The following is an 18,943-nucleotide window of genomic DNA, read 5'->3' on the forward strand; positions in this document are numbered from 1 at the left end:
CCGAGATGATTGCACTTACTGCGGCGGAGATCGCCGACATCACCCATGGCCGATTGACCGGAGCTACGGACGTCGTGCCCACCTCCGTCGTCACTGATTCACGGGAGGCGGTTCCCGGTTCCCTGTATGTGGCCAAACCGGGAGAGCACGCCGACGGACACGACTACGTTGATGCTGCGTTCGAGCGCGGCGCCGTCCTGGTCCTGGCGGAACGTGAAGTGACCGATGCCGCCGGAAGCCCTTTCCCCGCCGTCGTGGTTGATGACGCGGTCTTGGCCATGGGCGCGTTGGCAGCGGAATGCGTCCGACGCATCCGGGCTGAACGTGCGCAGCGCGGAGAAGACTTCACCGTCATCGGAATCACGGGCTCGGCAGGCAAAACCACCACCAAGGACCTCCTCGCCGGAGTGCTTTCAGGGGCCGGCAGGACGGTGGCCCCGCAGGGTTCATACAACGGTGAGGTGGGCGTGCCGTTGACGGTCTTCGCCGCAGACGCCGATACCCGTTACCTGGTCATCGAAATGGGCGCCACAGGCCTGGGCCACATCAAGTACCTTGCCGACATGGTCAAACCGGACATCGGTGTTGTGTTGGTGGTTGGCACGGCCCACGCCGGTGAATTTGGCGGCGTCGAGAATATCGCTAAAACCAAGGGTGAACTCGTCGAAGCCCTTGGGGAGCACGGCACAGCGGTGATCAACCTGGACGATGGCCGTGTTGCCGCCATGCGCAGCCGGACGAAGGCCAAGGTCCTGGGCTTCACGTCGTCACCGGCTACCACCGAGGAAGTCGAAGCCCGCAACGTGGTGGTCAACGGACACGGTTTCCCCGAGTTTGATCTTGTACTGCCCGACGGCGGGCCTGCCGTCGAGGTGCGAAGCCGCCTGATCGGCGGTCACCACGTGACCAATCTTTTGGCCGCTGCGGCAGCCGCCTTTGCCGCAGGCATCCCGGCAGCCGCTATTGCTGCCTCCCTGAGCTCACAGTCTGCGGCCAGCCGCTGGCGTATGGAGCGGACGGAACGCGCGGACGGCGTGACCATCATCAATGATGCCTACAACGCCAATCCCGAATCGATGCGGGCAGCGCTGCGGACCCTGGCAGACCTTGGGCAAGGCAGGAGGACCTGGGCGGTCCTTGGGGCCATGCTCGAGCTGGGGGAGGACTCCATCCGCGAGCACACCGCCGTTGGCACGCAGGTAGTGCGCTTGAACATTTCACGGCTGGTGGTGGTGGGACGCGAAGCACGTGCCCTCTACGTTTCAGCCATCCAGGAAGGATCCTGGGGTGACGAATGCTCGTTCACCGAGACAGTGGAAGAAGCCTACGAGCTCCTTCAGAATGAGCTCGAACCCGGTGACCTGGTGCTGTTCAAATCCTCCAACGGCGTGGGGCTGCGGCATTTGGGTGATCGGATAGCATTACCTCCACGGGCCGAGCCCACCGGAGACAACGCGGCTGAAGCGGCCGCAAGCGAAGGGAACGAGCTGCTGTGATTGCACTTTTGATCGGCGCCGGCGTCGCCCTTCTGGTGGCCCTTATTGGGACACCCCTGTTCATCAAGTTCCTGGTGGCCAAGAGCTACGGGCAATTCATCCGGGACGACGGTCCGACGTCGCACCACACCAAGCGCGGAACGCCCACCATGGGTGGAACCGTGGTGGTGGCGGCCGTCCTCATCAGCTACTTCGTGACCCACCTGATCATGTGGATGATGAACCCGCGGTCCCCGGGACCATCCGCGTCCGGGCTCCTGCTGCTGTTCCTCATGGTGGGCATGGGCTTTGTAGGGTTCCTGGATGACTACATCAAGATTTCCAACAAGCGGAGCCTGGGCCTTAACGCCCGCGCCAAGCTGATCCTCCAGGCTGCGGTGGGAATCATCTTCGCCGTCCTGGTCCTGCAGTTCCCCAATGAGGACGGATTGCGCCCGGCATCGACCCAGATCTCTCTGGTGCGGGACATCCCTTGGCTGGACCTCGCTTTTGGAGGAACCGTGCTCGGTGCGATCCTCTTCATCGTGTGGTCCAACCTGATCATTACCGCGGCCACGAACGGCGTGAACCTGACCGACGGGCTGGACGGTCTGGCGGCGGGGGCGTCCATCATGGTCTTCGGGGCGTACACCATCATGGGAATCTGGCAGAACAACCAAGCCTGTGGATCGCCGCGTGAAGCAGGCAGTGGCTGCTACCAGGTCCGGGACCCCATGGACCTCGCCCTGCTGGCAGCCATCCTTAGCGCAGCCCTGGTGGGATTCCTGTGGTGGAATACGTCGCCGGCCAAGATCTTCATGGGTGACACTGGGTCCCTGGCGATCGGCGGCGCCGTTGCAGCCTTCGCCATCCTGTCCCGCACTGAACTGCTGCTGGCCTTCATCGGTGGGCTCTTTGTCCTGATCACCCTCTCGGTGATCATCCAGGTGGGCTTCTTCAAGCTCAGCGGCGGCAAACGTGTCTTCAAGATGGCACCGCTCCAGCACCATTTTGAACTCAAGGGCTGGGCGGAAGTTACCGTAGTGGTCCGTTTCTGGATCCTCGCCGGTCTCTTCGTGGCCGCCGGCCTCGGAATTTTCTACGCTGAATGGGTGGTACTGCTGTGAATGGAAGCCCGGAGACAACTCCGTCCGCCACGGACAGGCTCAACGGACTGACCAGCTGGGACGCTGACTGGAGCGGCCTGCGGGTGGTGGTTACGGGAATCGGCGTGTCCGGCTTCTCGGCAGCTGACACCCTGATTGAGCTCGGAGCAAAAGTAGTGGTGGTTGACGCTGCCACCACCCCCAAAGCCAAAGCCCAGGCAGACACCCTGAAAATTGTCGGCGCGGTCGACGTTCTCCTGGGGGAAGACGCCGTCAGCGCCCTGCCGTTGGTCGATGGCTCTTCGCCTGAACTGGTTGTTACCTCGCCGGGATGGCGGCCTGACCAAGCGCTGTTGGCTGCCGCCAAGCGCAAGCACATCCCCGTCTGGGGAGATGTTGAACTGGCATGGCGCCTCCGCGTCCGCGAGGGACGCAAGACGGCGGATTGGCTCACCATTACCGGCACCAACGGCAAGACCACCACCGTGGGCATGACCGAGTCCATGCTCCAGGCGGCGGGCCTCAAGGCCATCGCCGTAGGCAACGTGGGAACGCCCATCCTCGATGCGCTCCGGGATCCGGTGGACTACGACGCCTTTGCTGTTGAGCTTTCCAGCTTCCAACTCCATTGGAGCCACTCCCTGTCACCGGTAGCCAGCGTGTGCCTCAATGTTGCTGAAGACCACGTGGACTGGCACGGATCGTATGCCTCCTACCTTGCGGACAAGGCCAAGGTGTATGAAAACACCCAGAAGGCTGCCGTCTACAACGCCGAGCAAATTGAAACCGAGCGCATGGTGGAGAACGCCGATGTAGTGGAGGGGTGCCGAGCCATTGGCTTCACCACCAACACGCCTGCCATCAGCATGCTGGGTGTAGTGGACGGACTGCTGGTTGACCGCGCCTTCATTGCCGAACGCAAGGACTCGGCAGCGGAGTTGGCCGCGATGTTTGACCTCGGACCCGTGGCGCCGCGGCACATGGTAGCCAATGCCCTGGCTGCTGCGGCGTTGGTGCGTGCCTACGGGATTGAGCCGGCAGCGGTAAAGCAGGGCCTGGTCAACTACCTGCCCGGCGCCCACCGGATCCAGGTGGTGGCCAAGCTGAACGAGGTTCTATGGATCAACGACTCCAAAGCCACCAACCCCCATGCGGCGTCCGCCGCGTTGTCTTCCTTCCAGCAGGTTGTGTGGATCGCGGGAGGACTGTCCAAGGGCGTCAACTATGACGACCTTGTCAAAGAACATGCGTCCCGGCTGAAAGCTGTTGTGCTGATCGGTACCGATACGGAGGCGCTGGAAGGCTCCCTCCAACGACACGCACCGGATGTCCCCGTGATAGCGCAGGCGAAGGGCGACACTGAAAAGGTGCAGACCGTAGCCGGCAACGCCGCTTCGCCCATCTACGGCGAGGCCATCATGGCCCAGGCCGTGGCGTCGGCGGCCCAACTGGCCATGCCTGGGGACACCGTCCTGATGGCACCCGCGGCTGCATCCATGGATCAGTTCTCTTCCTACGCTCACCGCGGCGATGCATTCGTCCAAGCAGTTCGCGAGCTTGTGGAAGGGCAGGCACCGACCACCGAGGAGTAACAATGGTCAGCACGCCCACCCGCACCCGCGGCAAGGACCCACGGGACGGGAAACCCAAGGCTCCGGCCACGCCGGGAAAGAAGCCTTCCGGGCTCCGCGGACACCTGCGCAACTTTTGGGAAAGCCTTGAAGGCAAGGACAGGACGCCCAACAGTTCCACGTACTACCTCATCCTGGGCTGTGCCCTGGCGCTCACCGCCATCGGAATCATGATGGTGTTGTCCGCTTCAAGTGTCGAGGCGATCTCCGAGGGCAAATCGCCCTATGCGGATGCCCTGAAGCAGGCAATGTTCGGGGTCCTCGGTGCGGCCGCCATGTACGTCATCTCGCGCACGAACGTGAACTGGATGAAGAGGTTGTCCTGGTGGGCCCTCGGCGGCGTTTTGGCGCTCCTGGTCCTGGTCCAGGTCATGGGCAACACAGTCAACGGCAACAAGAACTGGATCGACCTTGGCGGAGTGACCCTCCAGCCTTCGGAGATGGCCAAACTGGTCCTGTGCGTCTGGATTGCAGCTGTGCTGGCCCGCAAGCAAAAGCTCCTCCATCGCTGGTGGCACGTGATCATCCCGGTTGTTCCCGGAGCAGGCCTGGTGATTGCCTTGGTGATGGTCGGTAACGACCTCGGTACCGTGATTGTCATCGCGGCCATCACAGCCGCAGGACTCTACTTCGCTGGAGTGCCGGGGAAGATGCTGGCCATCGCTGGAGCCGTAGGTGCAGTCGGCGCCGTCCTGGGAACCATCAGCAGCGCGAACCGCATCTGCCGCATCACCTCATGGCTGGGCACGGCGTCAGCCTCCTGTACGGAAAACTTCGACTTCGACTTCCAGTCCACCAACGGAATGTACGGCCTGGCGCAGGGTAGCTGGACCGGGCTGGGCCTCGGCCAAAGCCGGCAGAAGTACAACTGGCTTCCCGAAGCCCACAATGACTTCATCTTCGCCATCATTGGTGAAGAGCTTGGACTTGTGGGAACCCTGGTGGTGTTGGTGCTGTTCGCGATCCTCGGCATCGCCATTTTCCGGGTGGTGGTCAGGCAAACAGATCCCTTCCAGCGAACGCTGGCAGGTGGGATCATGGTCTGGCTCCTTGGCCAGGCCAGCATGAACATGGCAGTCGTGACGCAGCTCCTCCCGGTGGTCGGCGTGCCGCTCCCATTCATCTCCTACGGCGGCTCGGCCCTGGTGATGTCCCTCTGTGGCGTGGGCGTAGTGTTGTCCTTGGCCCGAGGCCAATTGCCGCCGCAGCAGCGCCCCCGGTTCCTGCCGCGCCGTTCTCCGAAAACCGCACGAAAGCGTACATAGCCCTTCATGACTCCTGACTCCCGCAACGCGTCCAAGCCTTTGTCCGTCGTCCTTGCAGGCGGCGGTACTGCCGGGCATGTGAGCCCGCTGCTGGCCATCGCCGATGCCATCAAGGACAAGCGTCCGGATGCTTCCATCCTGGCTGTGGGCACGCCGTCGGGCATGGAAACGCGGCTCATCCCGGCGGCCGGCTACGAACTCGCCACCATTGACCGGGTTCCGTTTCCGCGCCGGCCCTCTGTTGACCTGATCAAGCTTCCGGCCCGGTTGCTGGCCGCGGTCTCCCAGGCCGGCCGGATCCTGAAGGATGCCGACGCCGACGTCCTGGTGGGTGTGGGCGGTTACGTCTGCACTCCGATGTACCTGGCCGCCCGTAAACTCGGCATCCCCGTGGTGATCCACGAGGCCAACATGAAGGCCGGTCTGGCCAACCGGGTGGGTGCCCGGTTCAGCAAACACGTCGCCGTGGCCTTCTCCGGCACCCGGTTGCGGGGCGCCCGTCATGTTGGCATGCCCATGCGGCGTGCCATTTCCGGACTGCACCGGGCAACGGCTGCGCCTGCCGCCAAAGAAGCCCTGGGCTTTGACCCGGACCGTCCCGCGTTGATCGTCACCGGCGGTTCCTCCGGTGCCATGAGCATCAACCGTTCCATCGCTGCGGCCTTGCCGGCGTTGGCGGCCAGCGGTATCCAGACCCTGCACATCACCGGCAACGGGAAAGCTGTCCTCAACGAACAGGGCGGCCTGCTGGCCGCTGAGGGATACCGCCAGGTTGAGTATGTGGACGGGATGGAGAACGTCTACGCAGCCGCCGATGTCCTTCTGGCCCGCGCCGGCGCGGGAACGGTCAGCGAAGTGGCCGCGGTGGGAGTTCCGGCCGTCTTTGTGCCGCTGCCCATCGGAAACGGGGAACAGGCCCTGAATGCTGCCCCGTTGGTGGATGCAGGCGGGGCGCTCCTGGTTGACGACAAAGACCTCAGCCCGGAATGGCTCGAGAGAGAACTCATTCCGCTGCTCTCGGACCACAGCCGGCTCGTCGACATGGCGCGCAAATCCGAAGCCCTTGGTATTAGAAACGCCGATCAGCGCATGGCTGATCTTGTCCTGGAAGCGGTATACGCATGACCACCAGCATCGCCCCCCTCAAGTCCTTGGGCCGCGTCCACTTCATTGGCATCGGCGGCGTGGGAATGTCCGCCGTCGCACGCATCATGGTGGCCCGCGGGGTCCCCGTCAGTGGTACCGATGCCAAAGACCTTCCGGTCATGCATGACCTCTCCTCGGCAGGGGCCCGCATCGCGGTGGGATACCACCAAGGCAACCTGGCAGACGCCCAGACGATCGTGGCCGGCTCGGCCATCCGCGCCGACAATCCGGAACTTGCCGCGGCGCGGGCCGCCGGGTTGCCGGTACTGCACCGTTCCGAAGCCTTGGCAGCCACCATGGCCGGCCACCGCGTGGTGACAGTGGCGGGTACGCACGGCAAGTCCACCACTACCTCCATGATCGCCGTCCTGCTGAAGGAGGCCGGCGTTGACCCTACCTTTGCCATTGGGGCCAACGTCCCGGCGTTGGGAGTGAACGCAGCCCATGGGAATTCGGACATCTTTGTTGCCGAGGCGGACGAGTCCGATGGATCCTTCCTCAACTACCGGCCGCTGATCGCCGTGGTGACCAACGTCGAGGCAGACCACCTGGACCACTATGGAACACCGGAAGCGGTCTTCGCCTCCTTTGACAACTTCGCGGCGCTCCTTCCGGCTGACGGCGTTCTCCTGGCCTGCGCCGACGACGCCGGCGCCCGTGCCCTGGCCGAGCGCACGGCATCCCAAGGGATCACGCGGGTACTGACGTACGGGACCTCGGACGACGCCGACATCCGGCTTTTCGACGGCGGCCCGGGCGACGTTTCGGTGGCCTTCGGGGACAAGGTCCACAGGGTCGAACTGCAGGTACCTGGCCGTCACAACGCCCTGAACGCGGCAGCCGCGTTCGCGGTCGCCGTCGAACTTGGTGTGGAACCGGAAGCTGCCGCCGCAGCGCTGGGCCATTTCACCGGGGCTTCACGGAGGTTTGAGTTCAAAGGCCAGGGGAGGGGAGTGCGGGTCTATGACGATTACGCCCACCACCCCACGGAGGTTCGCGCTGCCTTGTCGGCGGCCCGTTCGGTAGCAGGCGGCAACAAAGTCCACGTCCTGTTCCAGCCGCACCTGTTTTCCCGTACGCGTGAATTTGCCAAGGAATTCGCCGCAGTGTTGGACACAGCGGATACGGCCTTGATCCTGGATATCTACCCTGCCCGGGAGGATCCAATTCCTGGTGTCACCAGTGACTTGATCGTCGATCAGCTGGCCACGGGACGGCTGGTGGCGGCCGGCGAAGCTGTGGAGGCCCTGGCAGCCGTCGCCCACGAGGGCGACGTGGTCCTGACCGTGGGCGCTGGTGATGTCACCGCCTATGGGCCAGTGATCGTGGAGGCGTTGGGTGGCTAGCACCCGCAAGCCGACGTACAGGCCGGGAACGGAACCCCGGCCGGGATCCTCACGGCCGGGCAGCGGATCCGACCACGTCATCAGCGCACAACGCTCCCTTGAGCCGGAGGGTACTTCCGTCACGGCCGCCGGCACATCCGCTACCGGCACATCGGCCGCCTCCACCGCGTCCTCGGACAACGTCATTGTCTTTCCGGAGCCGAAACGGCGGCGCCAGCGGAGGCTGGTGATGTGGACGCTCTCCATAGTGGCGGCTGTAGTGGCGGCCCTGATCGCCGGAGCGGTCTTCTCGCCGGCGCTGGCAGTCAGGACCATCACGGTGGACGGCACCACGCTGCTGACTCCGGAGGCGGTGCAGAAAGCTCTTTCGGGCCTCGAAGGCAAACCACTGCCCCAGGTGGGTGAACAGGAGATCAACGAGCTCCTCAAGCCACTGGTGCAGGTTCGCTCGGCCACGGTGGAGGCGCGCCCGCCGTCAGAATTGCTGGTTCACGTCAACGAGCGCGTTCCGGTGGCCTTGCTGAAGCAGGGGGACGCCTACGTGATGGTTGATGTGGACGGAGTGCAGCTCGGGGCTACCAAGGACCAGTCAGCGGTGGCGCTGCCCTTGATCGATGCCGGGGCCGGAGCCACCAATACGGAGCTGTTCAAGGCCATTGCGGCCGTCCTGGACACCCTGCCCGCCGATGTCCGAGCCAAAATGTCCACGGCTTCGGCCGCTTCCCCGGACGCCGTGGAGCTGAAATTGGTGGACGGAAAGACGGTAGTGTGGGGCAATGCCGAGGACAGGGAACTGAAGGCGAAGGCACTCGAAGCACTGCTGAAGATGCCTGTGGACCCGAAGGTTCAAGTGAGTGTCTACGACGTCAGCGTTCCGCGGCATCCATTCACAAAATAAGCAGTTTCGAGGACGTAACCTACGGCCGGCGGTGGCCTTATTTCGCGGCAATCACACGACACGCGCAAGCGGAGATTGCATGTGCGAAGCATAGGAAATACCGTCGCAGTAGAGTTACTTGACATAACTATAACCTTCAACTAGAGGGTTAAGGTCCAAGGATTCACGTTGGACTCGATCAGTTTCGCTATAGGACACAAGCAAGGGGCACGAAACGTGGCAGCACCGCAGAATTACTTGGCCGTCATCAAGGTCGTCGGCATCGGCGGCGGTGGCGTGAACGCAGTCAACCGCATGATCGAGGTGGGCCTTCGGGGCGTCGAGTTCATCGCGATCAACACTGATGCGCAGGCGCTGCTCATGAGCGACGCCGACGTCAAGCTTGACGTTGGACGTGAACTCACGCGTGGCCTTGGCGCCGGCGCGAACCCCGAGGTGGGCAAGCAGGCCGCAGAGGACCACGCCGACGAGATCGAAGAAGTTCTCCGCGGTGCTGACATGGTCTTTGTGACCGCCGGTGAAGGCGGTGGCACCGGAACCGGTGGCGCCCCCGTAGTGGCACGCATCGCCCGCTCGCTGGGCGCGCTGACCATCGGTGTGGTGACGCGCCCGTTCACCTTCGAAGGCCGCCGTCGTGCCGGTTCGGCCGAGGCCGGCATCGACGCCCTGCGCGACGAAGTCGACACCCTGATTGTCATCCCCAACGACCGCCTCCTGTCCATCAGCGATCGCAACGTCTCCGTCCTGGACGCCTTCCGTTCCGCGGACCAGGTGCTCCTCTCCGGTGTCCAGGGCATCACGGACCTCATCACCACCCCCGGCCTGATCAACCTTGACTTCGCCGACGTCAAGTCCGTCATGCAGGGCGCGGGCTCGGCCCTGATGGGTATTGGTTCCGCCCGCGGCGAGGACCGTGCGGTCAAGGCTGCCGAGCTGGCCATCGCTTCGCCGCTGCTGGAAGCTTCCATCGACGGCGCCCACGGCGTCCTGCTCTCCATCCAGGGTGGTTCGGACCTGGGTCTCTTTGAAATCAACGAGGCCGCCCGTTTGGTTCAGGAAGTGGCACACCCCGAAGCCAACATCATCTTCGGCGCAGTCATTGACGACGCTTTGGGCGATGAGGCACGCGTGACCGTCATCGCGGCAGGCTTCGATGATGTGAAAGCGACCTCGCCTTCCATGGACCAGTCGCGTCCTGCGCAGAACCCCGTCCCCTCGGATCGTCCCGCTGCCCCGAGCAGCGCACCGTCCAGCGCCGCTGCTCCGCAGCACGCAACGGCCGGAATCGGTGCCGCAGGCTTGAGCAACTGGGGCCAGCAGCGTCCGTCGGCACTCCCTGCCGACTCAGGCTTCGACGTCGACCTCCCGGCGGTAGTGGAGCCCGATCTTTCGGGCAGCCGTTCCGACGACCTCGACGTCCCCGACTTCCTGAAGTAAGCCGCGTTCGGAGAGTCCATTCCTGGTGTTCTGGTGGCGCAATGAAGTTCGGCCCGGCGTCTCTGTAGCCTTCACGGATACAGGCGCCGGGAACCTGGCTCTCCACGTGGGAGACAACCCCGCCGAGGTCCTGGCGCGCCGCGTTCGAGTTGAACAGGCCGCCGGACTGGAAGCCGGCACATTCCAGTACATGGATCAGGTCCATGGCAACACCGTGGCGTTCATTGACGCCCACGGGCCAGGGCCAACGGCCGACGCCATGGTTTCAGCCGCCACTTCTTCACGACGTGCGGTGCAGCCGCTGGCGGTCATGGTGGCCGACTGCGTACCCGTGGTCTTCGTGGGGAGCGGTACCGGCGCCGATCCTGTGATTGCAGTAGCCCATGCCGGGCGCCCCGGTGTGGCTTCGGCGGTCGTGCCCGCAACCGTCGAGGAAATGCGCAGGCGCGGTGCAGTGGACATCCATGCATGGCTGGGCCCTTCCATCTGCGGATCCTGCTACGAGGTGCCGCCCGGGTTACGGGACGAGGTCGCGGCCCGGGTTCCTGCCACGTGGGCCACCACGTCCTGGGGTACGGCCGCCCTGGATCTTCCCGCCGGCGTCAGGGCCCAACTGGAAGCCATGGATGTCACCTTGGAGTACTCGGGGGAGTGCACTCGGGAGCACAATTCACTTTTCTCATACCGCCGGGACTCCCGGACGGGTCGATTTGCAGGTTTGGTGTGGACGCATGATTAGCCTTGGTCGCGACGACGAAAAACGCGATGGCCTGACGGGTGATGCCCGGACTGCCGAACTCTCCCACAGGCTTGACACGGTGAGGCGCCGGATCGAAACAGCTGTCGCTGCTGCCGGACGGACTGACGCGCCACGGCTGATCGTGGTGACCAAATTCCATCCCGCGGACGATGTACGCCGGCTTGCGGCACTGGGCGTGACCGATGTCGGAGAGAACCGTGATCAGGAAGCTGCCGCCAAAAGCGCCGGTCTTCCCGACGTGGATGTCCGGTGGCATTTCATTGGGCAACTCCAAAGCAACAAGGCCAAGTCAGTCGTCAAGTATGCTTCGTCGGTTCAGTCGATCGACAGGCTTCAGGTGGTCGACGCCTTGGCCAAGGCCGTTGCGCGGGAACAGGATGCTACTGGGCGCGGCGACCTCGACTGTTTCATCCAAGTGGGTTTGGATGACGACGCCGGTGCCCACCGTGGTGGCGCCAGCCCCTCCGACGTCGGCGTGCTGGCAGACAGGATCGAATCGGCTTCCGGCTTGCAGCTGTCCGGGCTCATGGCCGTGGCGCCGTTGGGAGCGGATCCGGAGGCGGCATTCGAGAAACTTGCCGGTATTTCCGAGGCCCTCCGGGCCACTCATCCAGCTGCCACACGGATATCGGCAGGGATGAGCCAGGACCTCGAAGCGGCAGTGAACTTCGGAGCGACACACCTGAGAATAGGCTCCGATATTCTCGGTTCCCGTCCGGCCGTGGGGTAGCGTCAAAGTATTGGAATGACGGGCCGGGGTTCCAATATGTCACGTCATGGCGGCCCGCCTACTGCAGAAACGATAGGAGTGCACCATGGCTGGCGCTCTGCGCAAGACAATGATCTATCTTGGGCTCGCCGACGGCGATGAACACTACGAATCTGAGCAGGCTGTCGCCTCGCACCACGACGAAGAACGCCCCCAGTCACAGGAACGGGAAGAGCGCAGGGCGCCTGCTCCCGTCCGGGAAGTTGTCCGTGAAATGCCCACTGTAGATGCTGAAGAGGAATACCGCGCACCCGTGACACCCATCAAGCGTGCGGCCTCCAGCCGCGAAGACGCCTCTGGCCTGAGGCAGATCACCACCGTTCACCCCCGTTCCTACAATGACGCCAAGATCATCGGTGAGAGCTTCAGGGATGGCATTCCCGTCATTATGAACGTCACCGACATGGGTGAAGCCGATGCCAAGCGCCTCGTGGACTTCTCCGCCGGCCTGGTGTTCGGCCTCCACGGCAGCATCGAGAGGGTGACCAACAAAGTCTTCCTGTTGTCGCCGTCGTATGTCGAAGTCATCGGTGATGACAAAAAGGCCAGCGAAACCCAAGCCAGCTTCTTCAACCAGAGCTGACATCGATCTTTTGCGGATGCCAGGCGGGTCAACCTGCCTGGCATCTGTGTTGCAATAGTAGGGACCGATCCGCATTCCGGAACAAGTGGGAGATCTGAGCTAACTCGTGGGCATTGTTTTCGGCCTTATCTATATTGTGTTGTTGCTGTTCTTCATTGCCCTGATCATCCGGCTCATCTTCGAATGGGTCCAGATGTTTGCCCGCCAGTGGCGGCCACGGGGTGTGGCGTTGGTTACAGCGCACGTGGTCTACTCCGTGACGGATCCTCCGCTGGGGAGGCTCCGGAGGCTGATACCGCCACTCCAGTTGGGCGGAATCTCCCTGGATTTGGGCTTCCTGATCCTGATTATCGTCGTCAGCATTGCGATGGCGGTAACCAACAGCCTGGCGTAGCTGCTCCGCGGAACCCGGACCACCGATGGTTCAAAGGCCGCAAATTCGCCAATTCAACACGATGGTGTTGAATTGGAGGAACCAGATGATATTTAGGTACCGTAGTTTTGAACGGCCGGAAGGCCTACTGACTAACTAGACCAACGAGGTGACCAGATGGCTTTGACGCCAGAAGACGTTGTCAACAAGCGCTTTCAGCCGACCAAGTTCCGCGAAGGCTACGACCAGGACGAGGTAGATGACTTCCTCGACGAGATCGTGGTGGAACTTCGCCGCTTGAACCAGGAAAATGACGAACTTCGCAAGAAGCTCGGCGAAGCCGGTTCGGCAGTGCCTGCTGCAGCTGCTGCGGCTCCGGTGGTTGAGAAGGTTCCGGCCCCCGTCAAGGTCGACAAGGAAGCTGAAGCCAAGGCGGAAGCCGAAGCCAAGGCTGCTGAAGCTGCCAAGAAGAAGGAAGCCGAGCAGGCTGCAGCCGCTGCTGCCGCCGCCAAGGCTCCCGCTGCGACCAACAGCGTAACGCCCTCCGCTGAATCTGCTGCGGGCCTGCTGGCAATGGCCCAGCAGATGCACGACAAGCACGTCTCCGACGGTGCCCAGCAGAAGGAAAAGATCATTGCCGAGGCTCAGATCGAGGCTTCCAGCCTCGTCAACGATGCCCAGGAGAAGTCCCGCAAGATCCTCGGTGCCCTGGAGCAGCAGCGCTCTGTCCTTGAGCGCAAGGTTGAGCAGCTCCGAGGCTTTGAGCGCGACTACCGTTCACGCCTGAAGGCCTACATTGAAGGCCAGTTGCGCGACCTGGACGCCCGTGGTTCCGTTGCTGCCCCCGAGGTCGGCGAAGCAACCGCAGACGTTTAGCAAGTATTCTGAAAGCCGGTGGCTGAGGACTCCTCGGCCACCGGCTTTTGCTGTTAAAAGCCCATGACAGTGCCCGCCACGCTTCCCGAATGAAAGCACTATGACCGACTTCACCGATGACGCCCCACAGCCGGCGCCCGCCGCCCGCCGCAAGTGGCGCCCGGCCATGCTCTGGCTGTTTGCCGGCTTCGCCGTGTTTGCCTACACCTTTGACCAGCTCACCAAGCTTTGGGTGACCAGCACCATGACGGAGGGGGAGCGGATCCCCGTTCTTCCCCCGTTGCTGCACTGGTACTACATCCGGAATTCGGGTGCCGCGTTCTCCATCGGCGAGAACGTAACCTGGATCTTCACGATTGTCATGGCCGTCGTATCCGTGGCGATCCTCTTCCAGTTGCGGCGCCTGGGATCGGCCTGGTGGGCCCTGTCGCTGGGCCTGCTGCTCGGAGGAGCGTTGGGCAACCTCACTGACCGCTTGTTCCGGGAACCGTCGTTTGCGATGGGCCACGTCGTGGATTTCATCCAGCTGCCCAACTTTGCCATTTTCAACATCGCAGACTCAGCCGTGGTGTCGGGCGTCGTCATCATCTGCCTCCTGACGCTTCGCGGCATCGGCATGGATGGGGCGCGCCAAACGTCTGCTCCCAAGCCGGCTGATGACGCACGGTCCGCAAATGATGCCAAGCCGGCAGGCGGTTCCACCGGGGAGCCCGCCGGTGAGTAGCGCTGTAGTGGTGCCCGACGAACTGGCAGGTGTTCGGGCTGACGCAGGCCTGGCCCAGTTGCTTGGCATCTCCCGTTCCGCGGCGGCGCTGCTGATCGCTGAAGGCAACGTCACTGTAGGCGGCGTGGCAATGGGCAAGTCGGCAAAACTTGCCGCCGGCTCAGTGCTGAAGGTCACCGTCCCGGATCGACGGGATCCCTTGGAAGTGGTGGAGGAAGTTGTGGAAGGCCTGAAGATCCTGCTGGACGACGACGAGTTCGTAGTCATCGACAAACCGGTGGGGGTCGCGGCCCATCCTTCACCCGGCTGGGTGGGACCCACAGTGGTGGGAGGTCTCGCCGGGGCCGGGTACAGGATTTCGACGTCCGGTGCGCCCGAGCGCGCAGGGATCGTCCACCGGCTGGACGTCGGTACGTCGGGTGTCATGGTAGTGGCCAAGACTGAACACGCTTACACCATGCTGAAGCGCGCTTTCAAGGAACGGACCGTGGAGAAGGTCTACCATGCTGTGGTCCAGGGACTGCCTGACCCCCTGGAGGGCACCATTGATGCTCCCATCGGCCGCCACCCCGGCCACGACTGGCGGTTCGCGGTGATCGAGGACGGCCGGCCATCAGTAACCCACTACGAGGTGTTGGAAGCCTTCGGCAAGGCAACCCTGGTGGAAGTGCACCTGGAGACCGGCAGGACACACCAGATCCGCGTGCACTTTTCGGCCTTGCGTCACCCGTGTGCCGGAGATCTCACCTACGGCGCGGATCCCCGTCTCGCGGCCACCCTGGGATTGACCCGCCAGTGGCTGCACGCGCGTCAGCTTGGATTCACCCACCCCGGCACGGGTGAGTGGGTGGAAGTCAGCAGCGAGTATCCGGCGGACCTCCAGTACGCCTTGGACCTGCTCGCCACCGGTTCAGCGTAGGGCAGCGCCGGCCGGGGTCCCTGCCCCGCACGGGCCGGGACGGTAGACTGTCGTGGTGACTTCCAGCAATGATTCGTTCGTCCACCTGCACACCCATACCGAGTACTCCATGCTGGATGGAGCGGCCCGTCTGGGTGAGCTGTTCGATGAAACCGAACGTCTCGGAATGCCCGCTCTGGCCACCACAGACCACGGCTACTTGTTCGGTGCGTTCGACTTCTGGCGCAAGGCCACGGACAAGGGCATCAAGCCCATCATCGGCGTCGAAGCCTATGTCACGCCCGGCACCGCCCGGGGCGACAAGGAACGAGTCCGCTGGGGCGACGAAAGCCAGCGCAAGGACGACGTTTCCGGTGGTGGCTCATACACCCACATGACGCTCTTGAGCTACAACAATGTGGGTATGAGGAACCTGTTCCGGGCGTCCTCCATTGCGTCCCTCGACTCGGTTTTTGGTAAGTGGCCCAGGCTGGACCGGGAACTGCTCAACACTTACTCCGAAGGTTTGATCGCCACCACGGGCTGCCCCTCCGGGGAAGTGCAGACCAAGCTGCGGCTCGGCCTTTACCGCGAGGCCGTTGAGGCTGCAGCGGAGTTCCGCGACATCTTCGGGGCAGAGAACTACTTCTGTGAACTGATGGACCACGGCCTGGACATTGAACGCCGTGTGACCGGCGACCTCCTGCGCCTGGCCAAGGAGCTCAACCTGCCGCTGGTGGCCACCAACGACCTCCACTACACGCACGAGCACGATGCCAAAGCCCACGAGGCTTTGCTGGCAATCCAGTCCGGTTCCACCCTTTTGGAACCAACGTACGACAACGGCGGCTCCCGCTTCGCTTTCTCGGGCAGCGGCTACTACCTGAAGTCTCCACAGGAAATGCGGGAACTGTTCCGCGACCACCCTGAGGCGTGCGACAACACGCTGCTGATTGCCGAGCGCTGCGAAGTTTCGTTCAACACGGGCGCCAACTACATGCCGCGTTTCCCTTGCCCGCCCGGGGAAGACGAGACCTCCTGGCTGGTCAAGGAAGTAGACGCCGGCCTCAAATACCGTTACCCCCAAGGCATCCCGGACAAGGTCCGCAAGCAAGCAGATTACGAGCTCGGCGTCATTACATCAATGGGCTTCCCGGGCTACTTCCTGGTGGTTGCCGACTTCATCAACTGGGCCAAGAACAACGGGATCCGGGTGGGTCCGGGACGTGGTTCCGGTGCAGGCTCCATGGTGGCTTACGCCATGCGCATCACCGACCTCGACCCCCTGCAGCACGGCCTGATCTTTGAACGCTTCCTGAACCCGGACCGTGTGTCCATGCCCGACTTCGACGTCGACTTCGATGACCGGCGCCGCTCCGAAGTGATCGACTACGTCACCAAGAAGTACGGTGACGAGCGCGTGGCGATGATCGTCACCTACGGAACCATCAAGACCAAGCAGGCGCTGAAGGACTCCTCCCGCGTTCTGGGCTACCCGTTCAGCATGGGCGAGACCTTGACCAAAGCGCTTCCGCCTGCCGTCATGGCCAAGGACATTCCCTTGGCGGACATCCAGAACCCGGAGTCCAAGCGCTACAGCGAAGCAGGCGATTTCCGCCAGCTCATCGCCACCGACCCCGAGGCCGCCAAGGTCTTCGAGACGGCCTTGGGCATTGAAGGCCTGAAGCGCCAGTGGGGTGTCCACGCCGCGGGTGTCATCATGTCCTCGGACCCCATCATCGATGTCATTCCCATCATGCGCCGTTTCCAGGACGGCCAGGTCATCACCCAGTTCGATTACCCGACGTCCGAAGGCCTCGGCCTGATCAAGATGGACTTCCTGGGTCTGAGAAACCTGACGATCATTTCGGACGCCCTGGAAAACATCAAGATGAACCGTGGCGTCGAGTTGGACCTGGAAAACCTGGAACTCGACGACGCTGCCTCCTATGAACTCCTTGCCCGCGGTGACACCCTGGGCGTGTTCCAGCTTGACGGGGGACCCATGCGGTCCTTGCTCAAGCTGATGAAGCCTGACAACTTTGAAGACATCTCGGCTGTCCTGGCGCTTTACCGCCCGGGTCCCATGGGCGCCAACGCCCACACTGACTACGCGCTGCGCAAGAACGGGATCCAAGAGGTCATTCCCATCCACCCGGAGCTGGAAGAACCCCTCAAGGAAATCCTCGGCGGCACCTTCGGCCTGATCGTGTATCAGGAGCAGGTTATGGCGGTGGCACAGAAGCTGGCCGGATACTCACTGGGCCAAGCTGACATTCTTCGCCGGGCCATGGGTAAGAAAAAGAAATCCGAACTGGACAAGCAGTTTGCCGGCTTCTCCCAAGGCATGCAGGACAACGGCTACTCCATGGCTGCCGTGAAGACCTTGTGGGACATTCTGCTTCCGTTCTCCGATTACGCGTTCAACAAAGCCCACTCGGCTGCTTATGGCGTGATCTCCTACTGGACGGCCTACTTGAAGGCGCACTACGCGCCGGAATACATGGCTGCACTGCTGACCTCGGTGGGCGATGACAAGGACAAGTCGGCCATCTACCTCAATGAATGCCGGCGCATGGGCATCACGGTCCTGCCGCCGGATGTCAACGAATCCTCGCTGAACTTCACCCCGGTGGGAACGGACATCCGATTCGGTATGGGTGCCATCCGGAACGTCGGCGTCAACGTAGTGGACGCCATGGTTTCAACGCGCGCCACAGAGGGCAACTACACCTCGTTCAAGGATTTCCTCTTGAAGGTTCCGGCCGTGGTGTGCAACAAGCGAACCATCGAATCGCTGATCAAAGCCGGCGCTTTCGATTCGCTGGGGCACCACCGCCGGGCTTTGGCCATGATCCACGAAGAAGCCATCGATTCCGTGATCACCCTCAAGCGCAACGAGGCGATTGGCCAGTTCGACCTCTTCGCCGGCTTCGAGGACCAGGAGCCCGAAGCGTCGCTCACCACGGAAATCCCCGACCTTCCCGAGTGGGAGAAGAAGGACAAGCTGTCCTTCGAACGGGACATGCTGGGACTCTACGTTTCAGACCATCCCCTGCAAGGGCTGGAAGGCGTTCTTAGCCAGCACGCGGAACAGTCCATTACCTCGATCATCGGTGAAGACGGACCGCACGACGGCGCGATTGTCACCATCGCGGGCATGATCACCTCGTTGAGCCGCAGGATCGCCAAGGCCAGCGGTAACGCCTACGCCCGGGCAGAAATCGAAGACCTCGGCGCATCAATGGAGGTCATGTTCTTCGGGCAGGTCTACGGTCCCATCGCCTCCGTCCTGGCCGAGGACCTCATCGTGGTGGTCAAGGGCAGGCTGCAACGCCGGGACGACGGCGCAGTGACGCTGAACTGCATGGAGCTTTCGGTGCCTGACCTCAGCGAAAGCGTCAATGGTCCCGTGGTGATCACCATTCCCACGTTCAAGGCAACCGAAGCGGTCGTAACGGACCTGCGCGATGTCCTGCGCACTCACCGCGGGAACTCCGAAGTCCGGCTCAAGCTGATGGGTGATACCAAAGTGGAGGTCATGGGGTTGCCCGTGCATATGCGGGTCAACCCCAGCCCGTCGCTTTTCGGTGACTTGAAGGTCCTGCTGGGGCCGGCCTGCCTGGACAACTAGCGGACCAAAACCGCCAGTCACG

General features: G+C 62.9%; 16 protein-coding genes. All 16 read left to right on the forward strand.

Annotated features, from left to right (window positions below; translation table 11 throughout):
- Positions 1-5 precede the first annotated feature (5 nt).
- The 16 genes from WBN73_RS18110 (at position 6) to dnaE (ending at position 18,921) form a co-directional block, all read left to right on the forward strand.
- Entirely contained in the window at positions 6-1,496 is a 1,491-nt protein-coding gene (locus WBN73_RS18110) for a UDP-N-acetylmuramoyl-tripeptide--D-alanyl-D-alanine ligase (protein WP_207597116.1), read from the forward strand.
- On the forward strand, positions 1,493-2,602 hold the full coding sequence (gene mraY / locus WBN73_RS18115; RefSeq protein WP_089594499.1) for a phospho-N-acetylmuramoyl-pentapeptide-transferase: 1,110 nt from the start codon (positions 1,493-1,495) through the stop codon (positions 2,600-2,602). Before WBN73_RS18110 ends, mraY begins: the two co-directional genes overlap by 4 nt.
- On the forward strand, positions 2,584-4,173 hold the full coding sequence (gene murD / locus WBN73_RS18120) for a UDP-N-acetylmuramoyl-L-alanine--D-glutamate ligase (protein ID WP_337340963.1): 1,590 nt from the start codon (positions 2,584-2,586) through the stop codon (positions 4,171-4,173). The genes mraY and murD overlap by 19 nt, the downstream gene beginning before the upstream one ends.
- Positions 4,174-4,175: 2 nt before the next feature.
- Complete coding sequence (gene ftsW / locus WBN73_RS18125; RefSeq protein ID WP_337340962.1) at positions 4,176-5,477, forward strand: putative lipid II flippase FtsW; 1,302 nt, start codon at positions 4,176-4,178, stop codon at positions 5,475-5,477.
- 6 nt (positions 5,478-5,483) lie between these two features.
- Positions 5,484-6,602 (forward strand): undecaprenyldiphospho-muramoylpentapeptide beta-N-acetylglucosaminyltransferase, encoded by a 1,119-nt coding sequence (gene murG, locus WBN73_RS18130; RefSeq protein ID WP_337340961.1) that lies wholly within the window; start codon positions 5,484-5,486, stop codon positions 6,600-6,602.
- Positions 6,599-7,969, forward strand: a complete 1,371-nt coding sequence (gene murC / locus WBN73_RS18135) for a UDP-N-acetylmuramate--L-alanine ligase (protein WP_337340960.1) — start codon at positions 6,599-6,601, stop codon at positions 7,967-7,969. The genes murG and murC overlap by 4 nt, the downstream gene beginning before the upstream one ends.
- The gene (locus tag WBN73_RS18140) at positions 7,962-8,867 is read left to right on the forward strand and encodes an FtsQ-type POTRA domain-containing protein (protein WP_337340959.1); all 906 of its coding nucleotides are present in this window, start codon (positions 7,962-7,964) and stop codon (positions 8,865-8,867) included. Before murC ends, WBN73_RS18140 begins: the two co-directional genes overlap by 8 nt.
- A 216-nt stretch (positions 8,868-9,083) precedes the next feature.
- A complete protein-coding gene (ftsZ, locus tag WBN73_RS18145) occupies positions 9,084-10,304 on the forward strand; it encodes a cell division protein FtsZ (protein WP_011774419.1) in 1,221 nt (406 codons plus the stop codon).
- A 25-nt stretch (positions 10,305-10,329) separates the two neighbouring features.
- Positions 10,330-11,043, forward strand: a complete 714-nt coding sequence (locus WBN73_RS18150) for a polyphenol oxidase family protein (protein WP_337340958.1) — start codon at positions 10,330-10,332, stop codon at positions 11,041-11,043.
- Complete coding sequence (locus tag WBN73_RS18155; protein WP_280627716.1) at positions 11,036-11,794, forward strand: YggS family pyridoxal phosphate-dependent enzyme; 759 nt, start codon at positions 11,036-11,038, stop codon at positions 11,792-11,794. The genes WBN73_RS18150 and WBN73_RS18155 overlap by 8 nt, the downstream gene beginning before the upstream one ends.
- Positions 11,795-11,879: 85 nt before the next feature.
- Positions 11,880-12,416 (forward strand): cell division protein SepF, encoded by a 537-nt coding sequence (locus WBN73_RS18160; RefSeq protein ID WP_089594506.1) that lies wholly within the window; start codon positions 11,880-11,882, stop codon positions 12,414-12,416.
- Between the two features lie 106 nt (positions 12,417-12,522).
- The gene (locus WBN73_RS18165) at positions 12,523-12,810 is read left to right on the forward strand and encodes a YggT family protein (protein ID WP_337340957.1); all 288 of its coding nucleotides are present in this window, start codon (positions 12,523-12,525) and stop codon (positions 12,808-12,810) included.
- Positions 12,811-12,966: 156 nt separating this feature from the next.
- On the forward strand, positions 12,967-13,665 hold the full coding sequence (locus tag WBN73_RS18170; RefSeq protein WP_207597125.1) for a DivIVA domain-containing protein: 699 nt from the start codon (positions 12,967-12,969) through the stop codon (positions 13,663-13,665).
- A gap of 100 nt (positions 13,666-13,765) precedes the next feature.
- Positions 13,766-14,389 carry a signal peptidase II gene (lspA, locus tag WBN73_RS18175; protein WP_337340956.1) on the forward strand — a complete coding sequence of 208 codons (624 nt, stop codon included), beginning with the start codon at positions 13,766-13,768 and terminating at the stop codon, positions 14,387-14,389.
- The gene (locus tag WBN73_RS18180) at positions 14,382-15,308 is read left to right on the forward strand and encodes an RluA family pseudouridine synthase (protein ID WP_207597127.1); all 927 of its coding nucleotides are present in this window, start codon (positions 14,382-14,384) and stop codon (positions 15,306-15,308) included. Before lspA ends, WBN73_RS18180 begins: the two co-directional genes overlap by 8 nt.
- A gap of 55 nt (positions 15,309-15,363) precedes the next feature.
- Entirely contained in the window at positions 15,364-18,921 is a 3,558-nt protein-coding gene (dnaE, locus tag WBN73_RS18185; RefSeq protein ID WP_207597128.1) for a DNA polymerase III subunit alpha, read from the forward strand.
- Positions 18,922-18,943 lie beyond the last annotated feature (22 nt).

It is taken from the genome of Paenarthrobacter sp. CCNWLY172, from assembly GCF_037402035.1.
Taxonomy (GTDB): domain Bacteria; phylum Actinomycetota; class Actinomycetes; order Actinomycetales; family Micrococcaceae; genus Arthrobacter.

Bases quoted from the DNA above. Each gene is read 5' to 3' on its own strand.
- lspA (WP_337340956.1), top strand. From the start codon at position 13,766: ATGACCGACTTCACCGATGACGCCCCACAGCCGGCGCCCGCCGCCCGC.
- WBN73_RS18155 (WP_280627716.1), top strand. From the start codon at position 11,036: ATGATTAGCCTTGGTCGCGACGACGAAAAACGCGATGGCCTGACGGGT.
- WBN73_RS18160 (WP_089594506.1), top strand. From the start codon at position 11,880: ATGGCTGGCGCTCTGCGCAAGACAATGATCTATCTTGGGCTCGCCGAC.
- ftsW (WP_337340962.1), top strand. From the start codon at position 4,176: ATGGTCAGCACGCCCACCCGCACCCGCGGCAAGGACCCACGGGACGGG.
- WBN73_RS18110 (WP_207597116.1), top strand. From the start codon at position 6: ATGATTGCACTTACTGCGGCGGAGATCGCCGACATCACCCATGGCCGA.
- murD (WP_337340963.1), top strand. From the start codon at position 2,584: ATGGGTGGTACTGCTGTGAATGGAAGCCCGGAGACAACTCCGTCCGCC.
- murG (WP_337340961.1), top strand. From the start codon at position 5,484: ATGACTCCTGACTCCCGCAACGCGTCCAAGCCTTTGTCCGTCGTCCTT.
- murC (WP_337340960.1), top strand. From the start codon at position 6,599: ATGACCACCAGCATCGCCCCCCTCAAGTCCTTGGGCCGCGTCCACTTC.
- WBN73_RS18170 (WP_207597125.1), top strand. From the start codon at position 12,967: ATGGCTTTGACGCCAGAAGACGTTGTCAACAAGCGCTTTCAGCCGACC.